Annotated in this window: 19 protein-coding genes and 1 riboswitch; of the genes, 3 read left to right on the top strand and 16 right to left on the bottom strand. The window is 37.6% G+C overall.

All coding sequences use genetic code 11. From position 1 onward, the window contains the following. Positions 1-76: 76 nt before the first annotated feature. The gene (locus BTR42_RS04520; protein WP_012961755.1) at positions 77-586 is read right to left on the bottom strand and encodes a QueT transporter family protein; all 510 of its coding nucleotides are present in this window, start codon (positions 584-586) and stop codon (positions 77-79) included. A 2-nt stretch (positions 587-588) separates the two neighbouring features. Continuing rightward, a riboswitch (PreQ1 riboswitch) is annotated at positions 589-701 on the bottom strand. A gap of 28 nt (positions 702-729) precedes the next feature. Between BTR42_RS04520 and BTR42_RS04515 the strand changes: the two genes are divergently transcribed. Next, a complete protein-coding gene (locus BTR42_RS04515) occupies positions 730-1,155 on the top strand; it encodes a GtrA family protein (protein ID WP_009853894.1) in 426 nt (141 codons plus the stop codon). A gap of 14 nt (positions 1,156-1,169) precedes the next feature. On the opposite strand, the gene BTR42_RS04510 is transcribed toward BTR42_RS04515, so the two are convergent. The 6 genes from BTR42_RS04510 to BTR42_RS04485 form a co-directional block, all read right to left on the bottom strand. Then, entirely contained in the window at positions 1,170-2,102 is a 933-nt protein-coding gene (locus BTR42_RS04510) for a YihY/virulence factor BrkB family protein (protein ID WP_009853893.1), read from the bottom strand. Position 2,103: 1 nt separating this feature from the next. After that, complete coding sequence (locus tag BTR42_RS04505) at positions 2,104-2,964, bottom strand: methionyl aminopeptidase (protein ID WP_009853892.1); 861 nt, start codon at positions 2,962-2,964, stop codon at positions 2,104-2,106. 117 nt (positions 2,965-3,081) lie between these two features. After that, positions 3,082-4,365 carry a CBS-HotDog domain-containing transcription factor SpxR gene (spxR, locus tag BTR42_RS04500; protein WP_009853891.1) on the bottom strand — a complete coding sequence of 428 codons (1,284 nt, stop codon included), beginning with the start codon at positions 4,363-4,365 and terminating at the stop codon, positions 3,082-3,084. Further along, entirely contained in the window at positions 4,358-4,912 is a 555-nt protein-coding gene (locus BTR42_RS04495; RefSeq protein WP_074595178.1) for a GNAT family N-acetyltransferase, read from the bottom strand. The genes spxR and BTR42_RS04495 overlap by 8 nt, the downstream gene beginning before the upstream one ends. Before the next feature lie 84 nt (positions 4,913-4,996). Then, complete coding sequence (locus tag BTR42_RS04490) at positions 4,997-6,256, bottom strand: UDP-N-acetylglucosamine 1-carboxyvinyltransferase (RefSeq protein ID WP_077496593.1); 1,260 nt, start codon at positions 6,254-6,256, stop codon at positions 4,997-4,999. Between the two features lie 229 nt (positions 6,257-6,485). Then, on the bottom strand, positions 6,486-7,610 hold the full coding sequence (locus BTR42_RS04485; RefSeq protein WP_077496591.1) for an alpha/beta fold hydrolase: 1,125 nt from the start codon (positions 7,608-7,610) through the stop codon (positions 6,486-6,488). A 169-nt stretch (positions 7,611-7,779) separates the two neighbouring features. Between BTR42_RS04485 and BTR42_RS04480 the strand changes: the two genes are divergently transcribed. After that, the gene (locus BTR42_RS04480) at positions 7,780-8,346 is read left to right on the top strand and encodes a TetR/AcrR family transcriptional regulator (RefSeq protein WP_077496589.1); all 567 of its coding nucleotides are present in this window, start codon (positions 7,780-7,782) and stop codon (positions 8,344-8,346) included. Positions 8,347-8,386: 40 nt separating this feature from the next. Here BTR42_RS04480 and metK read toward each other — a convergent pair whose 3' ends face one another. Then, on the bottom strand, positions 8,387-9,577 hold the full coding sequence (gene metK, locus BTR42_RS04475) for a methionine adenosyltransferase (protein ID WP_009853886.1): 1,191 nt from the start codon (positions 9,575-9,577) through the stop codon (positions 8,387-8,389). Positions 9,578-10,166: 589 nt separating this feature from the next. On the opposite strand from metK, the gene birA reads away from it, so the two are divergent. Continuing rightward, entirely contained in the window at positions 10,167-11,099 is a 933-nt protein-coding gene (gene birA, locus BTR42_RS04470; protein WP_012961747.1) for a bifunctional biotin--[acetyl-CoA-carboxylase] ligase/biotin operon repressor BirA, read from the top strand. Here the strand turns inward: birA and BTR42_RS04465 are convergent. The 8 genes from BTR42_RS04465 to BTR42_RS04430 all read right to left on the bottom strand — a co-directional run bounded on the left by BTR42_RS04465 (position 11,080) and on the right by BTR42_RS04430 (position 18,918). Beyond that, entirely contained in the window at positions 11,080-11,274 is a 195-nt protein-coding gene (locus tag BTR42_RS04465; RefSeq protein WP_014294283.1) for a DUF3272 family protein, read from the bottom strand. The genes birA and BTR42_RS04465 overlap by 20 nt on opposite strands. 353 nt (positions 11,275-11,627) lie before the next feature. Further along, a complete protein-coding gene (dnaX, locus tag BTR42_RS04460; RefSeq protein WP_077496587.1) occupies positions 11,628-13,307 on the bottom strand; it encodes a DNA polymerase III subunit gamma/tau in 1,680 nt (559 codons plus the stop codon). After that, the gene (locus tag BTR42_RS04455) at positions 13,307-13,804 is read right to left on the bottom strand and encodes a GAF domain-containing protein (RefSeq protein ID WP_043878647.1); all 498 of its coding nucleotides are present in this window, start codon (positions 13,802-13,804) and stop codon (positions 13,307-13,309) included. The genes dnaX and BTR42_RS04455 overlap by 1 nt, the downstream gene beginning before the upstream one ends. Before the next feature lie 151 nt (positions 13,805-13,955). Beyond that, the gene (leuD, locus tag BTR42_RS04450; RefSeq protein ID WP_012961743.1) at positions 13,956-14,546 is read right to left on the bottom strand and encodes a 3-isopropylmalate dehydratase small subunit; all 591 of its coding nucleotides are present in this window, start codon (positions 14,544-14,546) and stop codon (positions 13,956-13,958) included. 12 nt (positions 14,547-14,558) lie between these two features. Beyond that, positions 14,559-15,947, bottom strand: coding sequence for a 3-isopropylmalate dehydratase large subunit (gene leuC / locus BTR42_RS04445; protein ID WP_061458505.1), 1,389 nt, complete (start codon positions 15,945-15,947; stop codon positions 14,559-14,561). Between the two features lie 45 nt (positions 15,948-15,992). Beyond that, positions 15,993-16,271: a DUF1294 domain-containing protein gene (locus BTR42_RS04440; RefSeq protein WP_074656575.1), complete on the bottom strand. Its 279-nt coding sequence runs from the start codon at positions 16,269-16,271 to the stop codon at positions 15,993-15,995. Beyond that, positions 16,268-17,305 carry a 3-isopropylmalate dehydrogenase gene (gene leuB / locus BTR42_RS04435; protein WP_074656573.1) on the bottom strand — a complete coding sequence of 346 codons (1,038 nt, stop codon included), beginning with the start codon at positions 17,303-17,305 and terminating at the stop codon, positions 16,268-16,270. Before leuB ends, BTR42_RS04440 begins: the two co-directional genes overlap by 4 nt. Positions 17,306-17,355: 50 nt before the next feature. Then, positions 17,356-18,918: a 2-isopropylmalate synthase gene (locus BTR42_RS04430; protein ID WP_061459958.1), complete on the bottom strand. Its 1,563-nt coding sequence runs from the start codon at positions 18,916-18,918 to the stop codon at positions 17,356-17,358. Positions 18,919-19,139 lie beyond the last annotated feature (221 nt).

The raw sequence follows: 19,139 nt of genomic DNA, 5'->3' as shown, positions 1-19,139 counted from the left end.
ATGCTCTCCAAAAGCTAACTATTTTTTAAGAATTTTACTAAATAAAAAACTCCCTAAAAAGGAAGTTTTTAATCTATCATACGGTTAAATCAATACGTTTTCCAAGTCTGTCCATGATAATAGCACCAATCAATAGCGAAGCAAGTTCGCCTACTGCTGATGTAAACCAAGTCATCAAAAATGGTGAACCACCAACATAATATAATTCTAGCGCAATAGTAAACATTGAAGCCGAAAACAATAATGAAAAGTAAAAGAATGCTTTGTTAAATAAGCCGTTAAATAAATATTGCTCCTTATAACGGTCAAATAAAATAACACCTAATGTTAGAAAAACAAACGTTTGGCTACCACCAACAAAGACATCAATTAAACCAAAGCTGTACAAATTGGCAATCATACAACCAAGCGTCAGCCCAACAATATACTTACGATTGTAAAATGCCATAAATGCTAACATTTCCGAAACACGGAACTGATAAGCACCATACGAAATGGCATTTAAAGGCGGTGTGACTGTCAACACAATATAAAGTGCAGCAACAAGCGCTACTTGCGCAAAATCACGAATAGTAAAATGTTTCATAAAAATTTTTCTCCTTTAACGTTAAAGAGCGACAACTCTTCACGTCTATAATATGCTTGACGAAAGGGAACTAAGCGTCAAGGGTTGTTTGCACAACGCTTAAAAGTATAGCACAAATTGTTAAAATTTGGTATAGTAGTTCTATGAAAAAGTTATTATCTAGTGAAGTTTTTAAATACTTATTTTTCGGTGTTCTTGCCACACTCGTTTACATGGGAACACGCTTAGTCATCTTTGCCCTAACGCAATCGGCAACGACTTCCGCAGTTATCGCTAACGTCATTGCTATCGTGTTTGCCTTCTTTACAAACGACTACTTCGTCTTTAATCAAGTTCGAACAGGCTGGTTTAACCGTTTTGTCAAATTTTTTGTCGCACGTCTATCAACGCTTGCCCTAGACTTGATTTTAGCTTACCTTTTAGTCACAAAATTCCCTCACATTATCGGACAATTTGTCAATGATAATATTTCATTAGTCAACATGATTGAGACTGTTTTCTCACAAGTCCTTATCATCGTTTTAAACTATGTGTTTAGTAAATTATTAATTTTTAAAGATAAAAAATAACACCCCCACAGGTGTTATTTTTTTGTATCTTTATCTTGTTTGCGGTGTGTTAGAATGGAAAGAATGTCACCACGTCTGCTTTCCATTTTTCCTTGACGTAATTCTTGATAGGTTGCATTAAAGATAGCCCCCAAAATCAAAATGTGCGCGAGGAAAATAAACCATAACATTAAAACAAAAATCACAACCGAACCAAATGTTTTAATGTCAACCATGCGTTCAAAGGTTCTCAAAATATAATTGCTAAACAAATTATTCAAGAACACAATGACGAAAGAGGTGAAAATTGTCCCTGGTAAAATGTAACGAAAACGTCTGATTTTGACATTTGGCAGAATGAAATACAATAACATCAACCCAAATACAATCGTCAAAACAGTTACCGGTTGGGACAAATTCAGAACGACTGTTGCAACCGTATCACTCAAATCATAGTGAGCGCTGATGATTTGCAAAGCAGCCTTTGAAAAAGTAGAAAAGATTAACACGAACGTCAATAGGAAAAGAATGAGCAAGCTTGCCAAAACCCCAATCAAACGCCCAATCACAAAATCTCTGTGTTGTGAAACACCATAAGCTTTGTTAATGGCTTTTTGTAGAGAGGTCAGCGATTTAGACATTGTCCAGAAAGCCGTTAAAGTCGCAACTCCCAAAATACTACCAGAAGGTTTTGAAAAAATATCTGTCGTAATTGCCGAAACAGAGGGGTAAAGATTGGTCGGTAAATTTTTTTCCATGAAAGACAATAACACTGAAATATCAATGTTAAGATAAGGAAAGATATTTGCCGCAATCACAATCAATGGGAATGCTGTCAGCAATAAATAATAAGCGACAGCAATCGCTGATAGATCAATCTCTGCACTTCGGTAATGTTTTAAATAAACCTGTAGCGGTTGCCACTCTAATCTAGACACTAATTTGTCTATAAGCTGCTTACGATTCATCCTAGTAAGTTCTTTCTTCTCCTTGACTTGTTAAAATAACAGGTCCGTCTTTGGTGATAACAAATTGATGTTCGTATTGGCATGACAAACCGCCGTCAAGCGTCTTATGAGCCCACCCAGTTTTCATGTCCGTATCAATTTCCCAAGTTCCTGTATTAATCATTGGCTCGATAGTCAACACCATACCTTCACGCAAACGGAGACCACGACCTGCTTTACCATAGTGTGGTACCATTGGTTCTTCGTGCATTGTTGGACCAACACCGTGTCCTACTAAATCACGAACAACACCATATCCACGGCTTTCAGCATATTCTTGAATAGCTGCGCCAATATCACCGATACGGTTACCAACAACAGCTTTTTCAATTCCGATATAAAGGCATTCTTTGGTAACATCCATCAGATTTTTGACTTCGTCAGACACCTCACCAACAGCATATGCCCAACATGAGTCTGCCAATCCACCAGAGTATGATTCAGTGTATTTTTTAACTTGTGCGACATTGTCAAAGTTTAATTTTGAAACGTCAACAACTGATTTATCAAGTGGTTCGCTCAAAACCATATCAACTTTAAGCAAATCCCCTTCTTTTAAAATGTAATGGCGAGGAAAAGCGTGTGCCACTTCGTCATTAAGTCCGCAACATGTGGCATAAGGATAGTCCATGATAGAACCATCAACCCCGATTTGGAGTGGAAGAACGTTTGCTTCTTTACAGCGACGACGAACGTATTCTTCGACTTCCCACATATCAAGACCTGGTTTAATCAATTCACGTAAACCGATGTGAACTGAAGCTAGAAAATCTCCAGCGCGGTCCATTGCTTCAATTTCACGAGCTGATTTTAATGTAATCATATCAATAATATACTCCTATTAGTAATCTCTAAAAATGCATCAATAACACTAATTATACACTGATAGTCACCAAACTGTCAAAAATGGAATGATTTTGTCACTTAAGGTAACCATTAATTAATTAATTTTCGTTGTTACCAAGGCTTTGGCGACGATTTGTTCCTCTAAAAGAATTTCAAAGTCAATCACCGAACTGCGACGTTTTTCAGTAATGACACGTGGGCGAATCACCAAACAATCATCAATCTGAACTGCTTGTACAAAATAAAGCATCAGTTGTTCAATGATGATATTTTTTTGATGTTTTTTGGTCAAAACACGAACACTGATATCTTTGATAAATTCTGTTAAGACACCTTGGGCAAAATTTCCAGCATTGTCAATCATCGCAGGTTCAACCACAAATTTGTAAACACCATCTTCGTATTGCAAATTTGATAAAATCTGGTCGCTGTATGTATAAAGGTTAGAATGTTGTAGATTTGGCAGATTTTCAACCGCCTGGCGGCGTGTAATAACCCCTAGCAAGGTCAAATCCTCTGCTACAACAGGAAGCATATTCAAATCTTCAAAAATCATTTTCTGGCTGATATTAGCAAGACTGGCTTGCGGTTTTGCCACAATCAGATTACGTGACATGATACTCTTGATATCAAGATGATTTTCCTTGCCAACAACGTCTAGCATACTAACAACGCCGATAACCACATTTTTACTATTTACAACAGGGAAACGCACATTTGCCGTTTGTTTAATCATCGCATTAAATTCACGAATCGTATCGCCTTCCTGCAAAAAGCCATAGTCTTCCTTAGTCTGATAGACTTGCTCAACAGTCGTCAAATCCGTTTTAATTCGAATATTTGAAAGGGCATGGTTAATCATCGTCGCCACGGTAAAGGTGTCATAGTGCGTGACCATGACAGGGATTCCAAGCTCGTCAGCGACACGAATCACCTCATCAGAAACAGGAAATCCACCCGTTACCAGAATGGCATTGTGTTTTTCAAGCGCCAACAGTTGAATATTTTCACGGTCGCCGACAATCAAAAGTCCGCCTTTGACAAGGTAACGTAAAATATTTTCTTGAGTCATCGCACCAATTGAAAACTTGCTAAATTCACGACTAAGCCCAGCCTTACCTGCCAGAACCTCAGAGTCACTAATGCGAGCAATTTCTGAATAGGTTAAACGCTCAATTCGAACAGCTGGCTTTTTCTCGATACGAACCGTACCACTACGCGGTCTTGTTTCAACAATGCCACGGTTTTCGGCTTCCTTAATCGCACGATAAGCCGTACCGTCACTCACTTTTAAGTGATTTGAAATGCTTCGCACACTCACGCGCTTTCCAACTGGAAGATTCTCCAAATACTCTAAAATTTTCTGATGTTTACTCATAACGATAATCACCTTTACTGATTTGATAATCAACGTAATCTCGCATTTTGCGTGTATAACGGTCACTTCCTTTGAAGCGTTGTTTCAATTTGAAACCTGATTTTTGCGCAACACGTTGACTAGCCAAATTTTCTTCATGGGCAATAACATGTAATTCTTTAAAGCCAAATTCCTGAAAACTTAAAAAACATAAGGTTTTCAAGCATTCTGTCATCAAGCCTTGTCCCCAAAACTGTTGATTCAAAAAATAGCCAATTTCTGCAGATGAACGATTCAAATCTATCTTCTCAAATCGAATACAGCCAATCATTTTATGAGATTTTTTATCTTCAATTGCCCAAACCCCAAGTGGCTCTTTCATGAAATAATGAACCATTAGATAATCACTTTCATGGTGACTAGCTCGACTTGGAAAAATAAACCGAAGATTATCAGGATTGCTACAAATCTCAAAAAAGTCCTGACTATCCTTATAGGCAAAAGGGCGTAAATACATGCGCTCTGTCTCAAAAAACGCATAACGTCCCAAACGTGTCCAAATATCCATAGCTCTATTATATCACAAGAGGTTCTAATTTTGTCTCTAGCTATCTGACCACGCGCGACAAAAAAGAAGCCCTTAGGCTTCTTCTTAATCTTCAATTAATTTAATATCAGCGCCTAGGGCTGTTAATTTTTCAATGATATTTGAATAACCGCGCAAAATAAATTCAACGTTGGTAATTTCTGTTTGACCTTCTGCCATTAGACCTGCAATAACAAGCGCTGCACCTGCACGCAAATCAGACGCTTTAACAGGAGCTCCTGTTAATTTATTAGGTCCCTGATAAGCAATACGACCACCAACAATAGAAATATCAGCACCCATTCGTACCAATTCGGCAACGTGATTAGTACGTTTTTCATAAATGGTATCTAGAATAGTACCACGTCCCTCAGCTGTTAACAACAACGGTGTGATTGGTTGTTGCAAATCAGTCGCAAAACCTGGATATGGTGACGTTTTCACTGATACGGCTTTCAATACTGATTGTTTTTCAACAAAGATAGAATCCTCTTCAACCGTCATACGAACGCCCATTTCTTCGAGTTTTGCAATGTAACTCTCTAAGTGTTCATAAAGGACATTGGTAATACGAACCCCCTCACCCATTGCTGCTGCCATGGCAATATAAGTACCAGCTTCAATACGGTCAGGAATGACTTGGTGACGTGTGCCATGAAGGTAATCAACACCTTCAATTGTAATCACATCTGTACCAGCACCACGAATGTGAGCTCCCATATTGTTTAACAAAGTAGCTACGTCAATGATTTCTGGCTCACGTGCAGCATTTTCAATAATCGTACGACCATTTGCCTTAGTTGCTGCAAGCATCGTATTAATCGTTGCTCCAACACTAACCGTATCCATATAGATATGTGCACCATGAATAGACTCACCATTTGTCGCCAAACGCATCGCTTCGCCTTCATACGAAATCGCAGCTCCCATGGCTTCAAAAGCTTTAAGGTGCAAATCAATAGGACGAGGTCCAAGGTCACAACCACCTGGGAGACCTACTGTAGCCTCACCAAAACGACTTAACAAACTACCATAGAAATAATAAGAGGCACGTAAACTATTAATCTTACCATAAGGTATTGGTTGATTTTTTATGCCACGTGGATCAATTTCAAGGGTATCTTCTTCTCTTTTCACTTTGGCGCCCATGATTTCCATGATTTCAATTAAACTATCAACATCGGAAATGGCAGGAACGCCATCTAATATGACAATATCATCTGCAAGAATAGCTGCAGGAATCAAAGCAACTACACTATTCTTTGCACCTGAAATAGCAACCTCACCTTTTAAAGGCTTGCCACCATTAATTACAATTTTACGCATACATTCAAAACTTTCTGCTAGAATTCAACCTTTTCATTTTAACACATATTATTCAAATTGACAAACTGAATGAGCAGATTGTATGTGGTAAAATTTTTTAGATTCGAATATTTAAGTAAAATCGCAAGATTTTAGCAGTATCATCACACCTATATGTGTCAAGTTAAGTTTTTAAATCCCAAAACAATTTTGATATCTATTTATTCCTAATGATAATGCTATAAAATTGTCAATCTTGTTGCAAAAAAGAAATAATTTCTTTGATGGCAGGCAAAATATTGTCAATTTGACAATGTAATACCCCACCAGTTTCTTTATCAAATAATTTACTTGTAACGCTTTTAGCATTGACCAATTCTTTTGTTAACTCTCCTAAACGTTCTTTAGGAACATACATATCCTCGCTCCCTGCCAATAATAAGCAATCTTGTGTCACCTTATTGGCATATCCTTGCAAGGAATGTTGGGAAATATTTTCAATAAAGTCAAAATAAGTTTTCTCGCCTGTAATATCAGTACCGTGTTGAAGCATCCATTTTAATGAGAAATCGTTATTAGCACGCCATTTCAGAATTGAATTAATAAGATATTTCTGTCTAAAAAACAATGCTTGTTTCAAGAAAAAATATTCTAATGTCGTGGTTTGTAACTTCAGCGTATCCAAAGCCGAATAAAAAATATCAAAGCAAACACAACGCTCTAAACGTTTTTCAAACGCTGCTGCTCTAAGAACAAAATAGCCACCCCACGAGATACCAATAGCATCAGCTGTCTCTAATTTAAAATAATCAAGAACTATCGTAACAACTTTTTCATAGTTTGCTTCAAAATATATCTTTTGAAATGGTACCGAGCCTTGCCCAGGACCATCAAATAAAATAATATTAGCATTGATCTCATTTTGTAACGGTAAAAACCACGCAACCAATTCTTCTGCAAAAGAGTCAAAACCTCCTATAACAATTAAAGTTCTATCCGCTCCTTTTTTAGGCATAAAAATAGCAGGCAACTTTCCCTTACCATAAGGAATAGCAAAATAATTTAAATGATATGGCCGATAGTGCATTTCAAAACATCGTCTAAATGACTTATAAGCTTCGTATTTCCTGTAATCAAAGAAGCTAAGGTAGAATAAAGAAGCTCTATAATAGGTCATTGCCACTTCAATTAAGTGATTATCTTCATAAAATGTTGCCCTACTGTACCACCAAGCATACCATGTTTCAAAATCACTAATCGCTTCTCCCATTACTTTTAAATCTTGGCTTACTTCTGGGTATCTTTTTCTCAATTCACCTGTAAAACGTAAGATTTGAAAATCAAACTGTTTAATCCCTGTAATTGTTTCAATCATTGTAATTATTCCTCCCTTTTTACCAAAAATATGCTACAATGAAGGCACATTTTTAGCATAACAATTTTTTAATGAAAAACAACTTTGAAACTAGAAGTGCCATAAATTTGTTATAAAGTAGCACATAATTGAACACAAGTCACGAACTGTGACAAATAGGAGAGCTTAAATGAACGGTAAAAAAGAACAAATCTTAGTCTCTAAATCTAAAATTATCGAAGGCACTTTCCGTTTGTTAAAACTGTATACCTTTGATGAATTGACGCTTAATGAAATTTTAGATGAAGCAAATATTTCAAAACGTACCTTTTATCGTTATTTTTCAAATAAACAAGATATCTTAAATTACTATTATGATGATTTTATTACAAATTATCGCTCATTAGAAAGTGAGATTTTACACCAATCAAGTTTAAACGGAATATTAGGCGTCACTCTTGATTATTTCTATCAAAATCGCCATTACCTGCGCCTACTTATCAAAAATCAAAAATTTTATTTGCTCCTTGAGAAATTCAACCGTGCAGCTGTCCGTATTTATCAATCTATTGATGCTCCTTGGCATATTAAAGCGAAAACACCATTAGAACTCACAGACAGCTTACTTTTTATTGTCGGTGGTTATTCTAATATTATTTCTTCTTGGTTAACCGAAGAAAATCCGCGTAATCCACAAGAAATTGCAGAACACATTAACAATATATTTATCAATGTTTCACGGAATCTAGAATTATAACAATCAAAAATCGCTGCACCAATGGTACAACGATTATTTTTTATTTCACCGCTTCTTTCAAAGCTTCTACTTTATCAAGTTTTTCCCATGGGAGGTCAATATCTGTACGTCCCATATGTCCATATGCAGCCGTTTGACGGTAAATTGGACGTTTCAAATCAAGCATTTGAATGATTCCTGCTGGGCGAAGGTCAAAAACTTCACGAACAGCAGCTTCCAATTTGCTTTCAGCAACGGTATTAGTGCCAAATGTATCCACACGAACTGAGACAGGTTGCGCTACACCAATAGCATATGCCAATTGCACTTCTGCTTTAGTGGCAAAACCAGCAGCAACAATATTTTTAGCAATATAACGCGCAGCATATGAGGCTGAACGGTCCACTTTTGTCGCATCTTTACCAGAGAAAGCACCGCCACCATGACGCGCATAGCCACCATAAGTATCAACAATAATCTTACGACCAGTCAAACCAGAATCACCTTGAGGTCCTCCGATAACAAAGCGTCCAGTTGGATTAATGAAGAATTTCGTCTTATCATCAAGGTATTTTTCTGGAATAACCGCTTTGATAACTTTTTCAATTACATCTTGACGAATTTGGTCATTTGTCGCTTCTGGGTCATGCTGTGTAGAGATAACAACAGTGTCCACACGAACTGGCTTGTCATTTTCATCATATTCAACAGTTACTTGTGATTTAGCATCTGGACGAAGGTATGAAATCTCACCAGATTTACGCAAATCAGCCAATTTCTTCACCAATTTATGTGAAAGTGAAATTGGCAATGGCATTAATTCAGGTGTTTCATCAATGGCAAAACCAAACATTAGCCCTTGGTCACCTGCACCAATCAAATCAAGCGGGTCTTGGTCTGCATTTCCACGAACCTCAAGCGCTTCGTTAACCCCTTGTGCAATATCAGGTGATTGTTCAACCAATGACGGGTGAACCCCAACCGATTCAGCAGCGAAGCCATATTCAGCATTAGTATAACCAATTTCGGCAATGGTATCACGAACAATACGATTAATATCAACATAAGCTGTCGTTGAAATTTCACCAAAAACATGAACTGAGCCAGTATATACGGCTGTTTCTGCCGCAACGTGCGCATCAGGATCTTGTTCCAACACAGCATCTAAAATAGCATCTGAAATTTGGTCTGCAATCTTATCTGGATGCCCCTCAGAAACTGATTCAGACGTGAAAAGTTTACGTTCTGACATAAAAATGTCCCCCCTTAAAAATTTTAAAAATTGCTTAATACGTTATCATAAAAAGCACTTGTTAAAAATTCCATGGTTTCTTCCAAAATCAACTTACCGTTCGAGTTACGACGGTAAAAAGCAGCATTCGATAATAATGATGCTTTTTGCCTAGTAAGTCTCTTAGGAAAAATCCCATAGGATTTTCCGTTGTTTTATGAGTGAGTTTACTCACCATAAAACAAAGAGAGTTACAAAGTACCAATCTACATCTTCTAAAAAGAGATGGCGCGGTTAATGGCGGGTTAGTCAAGGCAGCGAAATCGCAGATAATACTGAAGTATATCAAGATGAGCTAACGAAGAATAACACGTTATTAAACCGCCAGATTGTCTTATCGGGACTCATTAACTCACTTATTGTACCACGTTTTACCGTAAATGCCTATAACAAATTTATTATCAGGTGATAACTTTTACCTATCTTTACAAAGGTGATATTAGTTTTACCGTGATGACATCTTTGTCACTTCATCTAGAATTCCTTTATAAATTTAACAATATTGAAGCTTTGTTAGGAATATTTGGCAAAAATATATTATACTAAAGATATGAAAACCTACGAAAAACTTTATGATTATCTCAAGACACAAGACGATTATGTTAGCGGGGAAAAATTGGCGCAAGAATTTGAGCTATCTCGCACAGCTATTTGGAAAGCGATAAAAACCTTGGAAGACAAGGGTGTTCAAATTCATTCGGTTAAAAAACGCGGTTATAAAATTATCTCAGGCGACCTACTACTCCCTCAGCAAATTGCGACAAATCTTAATATTGCGGTCACTTTGAATGAAAAAAGTGAATCAACTCAGTTAGATGCTAAAAATAATATCGATACTGATAAGCAACCGCACCTTTACCTAGCTCCAAGTCAAGAAATGGCTAAAGGAAGATTTGGCAGACGTTTTTTTGCCTCAAAACAAGGTGGCATCTATATGTCTCTTCACCTAAAACCAAACGTTCCTTTCGAACAAGTTAAACCCTATACGCTCATGGTTGCATCTAGCATTGTCAAGGCTATTTCTCGTTTGACAGGTATTGAAACCGAAATAAAATGGGTCAACGATATCTACCTAAATGGCAAAAAAATCGCAGGCATTTTAACCGAAGCGATTTCATCTGTTGAAACCGGCTTGATTACCGATGTAATTATTGGTGTCGGACTTAACTTTCATATCACAGATTTTCCAGACGATATTGCACAAAAAGCTGGAACTCTTTTTAGCGAGCAACCAACTATCACACGCAATCAATTAATCACTGAAATTTGGAATCTTTTCTTCACAATTCCTCAAAAAGATTTAGTAAAAGTTTATAAAGAAAAATCACTTGTTTTAAACAAACAAGTGACCTTTATCGAAAATGATATTCTCTTTTCAGGTGTAGCTGAAGAAATTACAGACCATGGACATCTTCTTGTTAAACTTGACAATGGTCAAGAAAAATTATTACGTAGTGGTGAAATCAGTCTTTCTTCTTGGTAGTTGATGTCAACGTGTGAATGAATTTGTCAACCTTATAGGTACGCTTGAGGTCGCGAAAAAGCAAAATTCCCCAAAAGAAAGCAAATAAATAATCACCTTCAAATAAACATTCATTAAAAAAGTATGTTTCAAAAGCGCACATCAGCGCCACAAATATAAAACGGCTTTTAGTCATATTTCTATTATAACATACCTTCATTATTTTGACAGATTTCACAGAATCTGTTGTTTAGAAAAAGTCTTTTTTGATACTTCCCTTAGTTTCCTTGCTTTTTTATTTCTAGGCTCAGACCTCAAAGCATCTACTGGATGCTCAAAACTTCCGAGATGTAGGAGAAACTTCGTTTCTCTTATCTGCAACCTTAAACAATCTCCCAGATTGCTTAAGCAGCACAAAGTATCGTCTTGTTGCTCACTTCATTCGCGAATAATCCTAAAATCGAACAGAGAAACAACAATTGTTTGCAACTTAGTTTGAGTTAAAAGTAAGTTTATCTACATAAAAAAGAACTTCTTTGAAGTTCTTTTTTAATCCTCAATCTTATTAATTTTATCTGCTAGGAAATCAAAGCCTTCTGGAATGAAATTTTCTTCTTGCACTTCTTCCTGTGCTAGCTCTTTGCGTTGTTTTTTCAAATTTTGAGCAAATTCTGTTCGGATACTGTTGAAGTCTTTACGTGGAACAGCCAAAATATTTGGTGAAAAACCTGCTGCCTTGCTCATGATGTTGCCAAACATATCGTTAAGGTCAGTTCGTTTCATGGCTTGTTCCGCATTAAAAGCTGCATCAAAAGCTAAAATAGCATTTTCACTATTGGCAAGAACTGGCTCCGAACCTAGCAAAAGCGCGCGGTCTTGAGCAGAAATACTGTCCAAAATCTCATTCCACGCTCCTTTAAGAGCTTCTAGGTATTCCCTTGATTTTTGACTATCAACAATCGTTTCTTCCATGATGGTCAAAATCTTCACGCGGTCCACTTTAAACTTAAAGCCAGTAGTTGATTTTTTGCGGCTTACCGTTTTTTGAGAAATAGCTGAGCTATCAATCTTAGAAAGTTCTTCTTTCAAGTCTTTGATTTCACTTTTGAGCTTTGCTAATTCATCTGACAATCCGTCTGGAACTTGTGCTGCCGAAATTTCTTTTCCTGCTTCTGATAATTGAATCGTTAACATTTCAGCATAAATTTTTGGCTGAACACCATTTTTGATTTCAGGCAAAGCTTTCGTCACCAAATCAATCATTGTAAAAATACGATTTTGTTCAGCAGTTGCTAAATTCTCTTGGAATGTTTGGCTTGTATGTGTATTTTCACCACCAGTTTGAACGACCAATAAATCACGTAAGTAATTTAACAAATCCGTCGCAAAGCGACTCATGCTCTTTCCGCTATCAAAAATCGTTTCCAAATTTGCCAAAGCTTGACTGGTTTGATTTGCCAAAACATTTGCCACAAAATCATCTAAGGCTGTCATTGAAATGCTACCTGTGATTTCTTCTGCGATAGCAAGCGACACATGATTATCAGGCGTTAAACTAAGCGCTTGGTCAAGAATCGAAAGCGCATCACGCATTCCACCCTCAGCACAACGCGCAATCAAGGTCAAGGCATCTTCTTCATAGCTAATTTCTTCTTTATCAAGAATATTAGCCAAATGTTCACGAATAGCCGCTAATTTAATCGCTTTAAATTCAAATCGTTGCACACGTGATAAAATCGTTGCTGGAATTTTATGCAATTCTGTTGTTGCTAAAATGAAAACAACATTTTCTGTTGGTTCTTCCAACGTTTTCAAAAGAGCATTAAAGGCACCTGTCGATAGCATATGCACTTCATCAATGATGTAAACTTTATAAGTTGCACGGCTTGGTGCATAGGTTGATTTATCACGAATTTCACGAATTTCATCAACACCATTATTTGATGCAGCATCGATTTCAATGACATCTTCAAGGCTGCCATTTGTAATATCACGACAAATATCGCAATGATTACATGGCTCGCCATTGACTTGATTAGGGCAGTTCATCGCCTTAGCAAAAATTTTAGCAGCACTTGTTTTCCCTGTTCCACGAGGACCAGAAAATAGATAAGCATGGCTAATTTTTCCTGAAGAAACTGCTTGTTTTAAAGTTGTTGAAATGACCGTTTGCCCAACCATTTCATCAAAAGTTTGGCTACGATATTTTCGATAAAGTGCTTGATACATTATTTTTCAACTCCAAACATATCCAAATTCCAATATGATTTTTCCAAAAGTACGGCAACAAATTTTTCAAGATACTCTTGGTCAATCGCATCATAATCATCCGTTAAACGTGAGTCCAAATCCAGAACCCCCACTAATTGGTTATTTTTGACCATAGGGACAACGATTTCACTCATGGCTGCTGAATCACAAGAAATATAATTAGCATGTTTTGTCACATCCGCCACAATTATCGTTTCTTGATTAGCTGCTGCTTCGCCACAAACACCTTTTCCAAGTGCAATATGAACGCACGACACCCCGCCTTGAAAAGGACCCAAAAGCAATTCCTGACCATCAAATAAATAAAAGCCTGTAAAAACAGAATTTGGTAAAGTCATCTTTAAGAGAGCGCTAGCATTTGAAAGATTTGATAGCAGATTTTTTTCGTTAGCAAATAGCGCTTTCGCCTGTGCTAACATGATTTGATAATTCTCTATTTTCTTTGTGTTTTCCATAAGGTTTATTATATCAAAAAATAAGCCTGCCGTCATATTTTGCTTAGAGTAAACAAACACCACAAAAAAGTCTGAAATAATCATATTTCAGACTTTTTCTATATTTTATTGAATGACTACAACTGTTATTTTGCCTACTACTTTTTTTAAATTATTGCCAATAACTTGGACGATTTTTTTCGTAGGCTGCTATCAAATTTTCATATTGAAGCGTGATGCCAATATCATCAAGTCCAAGGACAAGTTTACGCTTCCATTCGCCATCAATTTCAAACGGAAATTCTCCCGCAGATGACTTGATGACTTGGTTTGGTAAATCAATCGTAATTTCTTCACCAGCTGGTAGCGCAGCTAATTTCTGACGGACTTCCAAAGGTTGAACAATTGGAAGCATCCCATTTTTCAATTCATTATTGTAGTGAATATCAGAAAATGAGCCTGCAATTACACAACGAAAACCATAATCTTCCAAAGCCCAAGCAGCGTGTTCACGTGATGACCCTGAACCAAAGTTATCCCCTGAAATCAGAATCGTTGCATCGCGATATTCAGGTTTGTTAAAGATAAAATCTGGATTTTCATCGTAATTATCATTGAGATAGCGCCACTCAAACAGCAAATTTTTACCAAAACCTTTTTTATCAACAGCTTTCAAGAACTGTTTTGGAATAAGCTGGTCAGTATCAATATTATCATTCATCAAAGGGACAGATTTCCCTGTGTAAACAGTAAATTTTTCCATTATCTCTCTCCTTTACTGAACTTCTGACAGTTGGCGAACATCAATGAATTTACCAGCAATTGCTGCCGCTGCCGCCATAGCTGGGCTACAAAGATGTGTACGCGCTCCAAAACCTTGACGCCCTTCAAAGTTACGATTACTTGTTGAGGCACAATGAACACCTTCTGGCACATGGTCTGGGTTCATTCCAAGACACATTGAACAACCAGGCTCACGCCATTCAAAACCAGCATCCATGAAAATTTTATCAAGCCCTAGTCGCTCTGCTTCTTTCTTAACAGGACGAGAACCAGGAACAACAATAGCTGTCAGATTCGGTGAAATATGTTTGCCCTTAACAATCTTAGCTGCTAATTCAAGGTCTGATAGACGCGCATTGGTACAAGAACCAATGAAAACATAACCCAAATCAATATCTTCAGCTTTATCACCAGGCTTAATGTCCATATAATGATAAGCACGTTCATCATTCATGTCTTTGATTTCTGGGAACGGTTTGCCAAATTCAACACCCATTTCAGGGTTTGTTCCCCAAGTCACCATTGGTGCCAATCCTGAAACATCAATGGTAATAACTTTATCATATTCGGCATCAGGGTCAGAAACCAATGTTTTCCAATCTTCGACCGCTTGCTCGAATTTATCACCTTTAGGCGCCGCTTCACGACCTTTAACGTAATCAAAGGTCTTTTGGTCTGGATTCATCAAGCCCATTTTTGCTCCAAATTCAATCGACATGTTTGCAATGGTCATGCGTTCATCCATTGAAAGAGCATCAATGGCTTCACCACAATACTCAACCGCATAGCCTACACCAGCATCAACACCATATTGAGCAATCAAAGCAAGGATAAAGTCTTTTGAATAAACACCTTTTTGTGGTTTACCGACAAATTCAACTTTCATTTTCTTCGGTTTTACTTGCCAAATGCACTGTGTTGCAAAAACGTGCTCCACTTCAGATGTTCCGATACCAAAGGCAATTGCCCCAAAAGCACCGTGAGTTGCTGTATGGCTGTCCCCGCAGACAACAAATTTACCAGGTTGACTACGTCCTGTTTCTGGACCTACCATATGAACAATCCCTTGGCGTTCTGTTCCATGCGTTGCCGCATCAATACCAAAGTCTTTAACATTTCGAGCAAGGGTATCAATTTGATTTTTTGACACCAAGTCGCGAATATTGAAAATATCTACCGTTGGAACATTGTGGTCAGTCGTTCCAAATGTTAAATCTGGGCGACGTACTTTACGACCTGCATCTCTAAGTCCTTGGAATGCCTGCGGACTTGTTACTTCATGAATATAGTGCTGGTCAACATACATAAGCTGTGGTTCGCCTTCTTCACCAGTAACCACATGGCGTTCCCAAAGCTTATCAAAAATCGATTTTCCGCTCATTTCATCCTCCAAATTCTTCTCACTATTTCATTTTCTAGTTAGCTACTATTTCCAAATGACGATATACCAGTATAAAACCGCAATATCAATCACCATTCCCAAATACCAACAAGCTTTAAAGTACCATTTCAAAGTTTTATGATGAAAGATTTTTCCACCAAGAAAAGCACCGATTCCACCAAATAAGATACTTTCTAAAAGCAATGTTTTCTCTGAAATTCGCCAACGTCCATGCTCTGCTTTCTTTTTATCAATACCATAAGTCAGAAAGGTCAAAACATTCCACAAAACGAAAATGAGAAGCGCTAATTCTTTTAAAGTCATAGATTTGCAATAATAGCTGCGGTCATTTCAGCTGTTGAAGCTTTACCGCCTAAATCACGTGTTAAAATGCCTTGATTGAATGTCTTATCAACCGCATTTTCAATGAGTTCTGCACCAGCTACTTCACCAAAACTTTCACGCAACATCATGGCAACAGATAAAATCATGCTGACAGGATTAGCAATGCCTTGTCCAGCAATATCTGGAGCTGAACCGTGAATCGGCTCATAAAGGCTTGGTCCATTTTCTGAATGGCTAGCTGATGGCATAACACCAAGTGTGCCTGGAAGCACGCTTGATTCATCAGACAAAATATCACCAAAAAGATTTTCCGTAACCACAACGTCAAAGCGTGATGGATTTGTAATCATAATCATGGCTGCGCTATCCACCAATTGATGTTCCAACGTGACATCTGGAAAATCTAAGGCTACTTCTTCAGCAACTTTACGCCATAATTTTGAAGTTGCCAAGACATTTTGTTTATCAATGCTTGTCACTTTTTTGCCGCGAAGTCGTGCCAATTCAAATGCCTTGCGAATAATACGGCGGATTTCCTGCGCTGAATAGTCATTGATATCACGTGCTGATTCATCTTGTAATTGATGTTCACCAAAATAGATACCACCTGTTAACTCACGGACAACAACAAAGTCAACTCCTTCAATACGTTCAGGTTTCAAAGGCGACAAGTGTTTCAACGCATCAAAGATACGAACAGGTCTGATATTTGCAAACAAATTTAATTCCTTACGAATGGCAAGCAAGCCTTGTTCTGGACGAACAGGAGCATTATCGTATTTCGGACCACCAATGGCAGCTAATAAAATCGCATCAGCTGATTTTGCCGCATCCAAAGTTTCTTTTGGTAGTGGATGACCACTGGCATCAATTCCTGCACCACCAAAAGGTTTTGCATCAATGTCATAATCAAAATTAATTTTTGAAGCCACAGCTTCAAGGACTTCTAAGCCTGCTGCCATAATTTCTGGACCAATACCATCACCAGCAAGTGTAACAATTTTTTTCGTCATAATGAGATACCGCAAGCAACATCGTTGCTTCTCTATAAATTCCTTTCTTATTAATTAGTTGGCACATCACGGAATGAAACGGCTTTGCCAATTTCACCAGCATTTTCTTTTTGAACAAAAGCATTCGCATTGACATAAGCAATAGCACCTGCTTTAAGCACGTCAAAATCAATACCAGATGCGTTGAAAATTGTTCCTGTATCAACATTTTCAATTGAAACAGACACACGCGCTTGTGAATCAATACCGTCTGTTACAGCATCCATTGTGTAGCTGAGAAGGCGGACAGTTTGATTGAAGAATTTATCGACAGCGTTATAGATAGCTTCAACAGAACCTTTTCCATTTGCGATAACTTCAACTTCTTCACCGTCAGCGTTTACCATAAGCACTTCAGCTGTCACCGTATCATCAGCATTTGATGTTAATTTCAAATCGCCAAAGTGGAAGCCTTCTGGATTTTCAATTTCTGTTCCAGCAACCAAAGCTCTGATATCAGCGTCTGTAATTTCATGTTTCTTATCAGCCAATTTTTTAAATTTGCCAAATAGCGTTGCAATTTCTGATTCTTCGAAAGCAAGTTCGAGTTCTTTCAATTTTTCAATGAAAGCATGACGACCTGAAAGTTTACCAAGCGGAAGCGAGTTGTGTTTGACACCGACAAGCTCTGGCGTGATAATTTCATAAGTGAGTGGATTTTTAAGCACACCATCTTGGTGAATACCAGATTCGTGTGAGAAGGCATTTCCACCAACCACAGCTTTATTCTTAGGAATTGAAATTCCTGAGAAGCGTGAAATCAATTCAGACGTATTGACCGTTTCGTTAAGGACAATATCAGATGTCGCTTGATAATAATCTTCACGGATATTAAGAGCTACTGCAATCTCTTCAAGTGCCACATTTCCAGCACGTTCACCAATACCATTAACTGTCCCTTCAACGCGTCCAGCACCATTTTTGATAGCTGCTAAAGTGTTGGCTGTCGCCATTCCAAGGTCATCATGACAATGTGGACTGAAGATAATCTCGCGGTCTGATTTTGTATTTTCAATCAAATATTTGAAGATGTTACCATATTCCTCTGGCGTTGTGAAACCAACCGTATCAGGAATATTGATGTAAGTTGCGCCAGCATCAACCGCTGTCTGAACAACTTGGAGAAGATAATCAAGTTCTGTTCGGGTTGCATCTTCTGGAGAAAATTCGACCACATCAAATTTACTGCGTGCATAAGTCACATGTTCTTTGATAATATCAAGAATTTCTTCTTTTGTTTTTTTCAATTTATATTCACGATGAATAGGACTTGTTGCAATGAACACGTGACATTGTGGGTATTTAGCATCTTTCAATGCTTCATAACAAGCATCAATATCTGATTTCACAGAACGTGCTAAACCTGACACCGCAGTTGTTGTCATTGCTGCTGAAATTTGACGAACCGCTTCAAATGAATCAGGACTAGCTGCTGGAAAACCAGCTTCAATTGAAGCAATACCCCATTTTTCAAGCTGTTTGGCAATTGCTACTTTTTCTTTGATTGAAAAATTAACGCCTGGCGTTTGTTCACCATCACGAAGAGTGGTATCAAGGAATTCAACTTTACGCATAGTAACCTCTTTCTAATATTAACAAAAGCATTAAGATAAAAATAAAAACATCTCACGGACAAGCGAGATGTTTTTTATCCCGCTTGGTAAGCCAAACAGGACTAATGCTTTCATGCACTAGCCCTCATTACGCAATAGCAAGACTGTCATATTTGCGAATGTCATTGACTTAATTCCCTTCGATGTTTTTCGTTTTTTTACATAATACTCTTTTCTAGAAT

Source organism: Streptococcus gallolyticus subsp. gallolyticus DSM 16831 (assembly GCF_002000985.1).
In the GTDB taxonomy this organism is placed as follows: Bacteria; Bacillota; Bacilli; order Lactobacillales; family Streptococcaceae; genus Streptococcus; species Streptococcus gallolyticus.
This window is presented reverse-complemented; position numbering and strand designations above follow the sequence as displayed.

What these genes read in the sequence shown, in the direction of transcription:
- BTR42_RS04465 (WP_014294283.1), bottom strand. Translation starts at nt 11,274, where the DNA reads ATGACTAAAAGCCGTTTTATATTTGTGGCGCTGATGTGCGCTTTTGAA.
- BTR42_RS04480 (WP_077496589.1), top strand. Translation starts at nt 7,780, where the DNA reads ATGAACGGTAAAAAAGAACAAATCTTAGTCTCTAAATCTAAAATTATC.
- BTR42_RS04485 (WP_077496591.1), bottom strand. Translation starts at nt 7,610, where the DNA reads ATGATTGAAACAATTACAGGGATTAAACAGTTTGATTTTCAAATCTTA.
- BTR42_RS04510 (WP_009853893.1), bottom strand. Translation starts at nt 2,102, where the DNA reads ATGAATCGTAAGCAGCTTATAGACAAATTAGTGTCTAGATTAGAGTGG.
- birA (WP_012961747.1), top strand. Translation starts at nt 10,167, where the DNA reads ATGAAAACCTACGAAAAACTTTATGATTATCTCAAGACACAAGACGAT.
- BTR42_RS04495 (WP_074595178.1), bottom strand. Translation starts at nt 4,912, where the DNA reads ATGGATATTTGGACACGTTTGGGACGTTATGCGTTTTTTGAGACAGAG.
- BTR42_RS04430 (WP_061459958.1), bottom strand. Translation starts at nt 18,918, where the DNA reads ATGCGTAAAGTTGAATTCCTTGATACCACTCTTCGTGATGGTGAACAA.
- leuB (WP_074656573.1), bottom strand. Translation starts at nt 17,305, where the DNA reads ATGACGAAAAAAATTGTTACACTTGCTGGTGATGGTATTGGTCCAGAA.
- spxR (WP_009853891.1), bottom strand. Translation starts at nt 4,365, where the DNA reads ATGAGTAAACATCAGAAAATTTTAGAGTATTTGGAGAATCTTCCAGTT.
- BTR42_RS04455 (WP_043878647.1), bottom strand. Translation starts at nt 13,804, where the DNA reads ATGGAAAACACAAAGAAAATAGAGAATTATCAAATCATGTTAGCACAG.
- BTR42_RS04515 (WP_009853894.1), top strand. Translation starts at nt 730, where the DNA reads ATGAAAAAGTTATTATCTAGTGAAGTTTTTAAATACTTATTTTTCGGT.
- BTR42_RS04440 (WP_074656575.1), bottom strand. Translation starts at nt 16,271, where the DNA reads ATGACTTTAAAAGAATTAGCGCTTCTCATTTTCGTTTTGTGGAATGTT.
- BTR42_RS04505 (WP_009853892.1), bottom strand. Translation starts at nt 2,964, where the DNA reads ATGATTACATTAAAATCAGCTCGTGAAATTGAAGCAATGGACCGCGCT.
- dnaX (WP_077496587.1), bottom strand. Translation starts at nt 13,307, where the DNA reads ATGTATCAAGCACTTTATCGAAAATATCGTAGCCAAACTTTTGATGAA.
- leuC (WP_061458505.1), bottom strand. Translation starts at nt 15,947, where the DNA reads ATGAGCGGAAAATCGATTTTTGATAAGCTTTGGGAACGCCATGTGGTT.
- BTR42_RS04520 (WP_012961755.1), bottom strand. Translation starts at nt 586, where the DNA reads ATGAAACATTTTACTATTCGTGATTTTGCGCAAGTAGCGCTTGTTGCT.
- leuD (WP_012961743.1), bottom strand. Translation starts at nt 14,546, where the DNA reads ATGGAAAAATTTACTGTTTACACAGGGAAATCTGTCCCTTTGATGAAT.
- BTR42_RS04490 (WP_077496593.1), bottom strand. Translation starts at nt 6,256, where the DNA reads ATGCGTAAAATTGTAATTAATGGTGGCAAGCCTTTAAAAGGTGAGGTT.
- metK (WP_009853886.1), bottom strand. Translation starts at nt 9,577, where the DNA reads ATGTCAGAACGTAAACTTTTCACGTCTGAATCAGTTTCTGAGGGGCAT.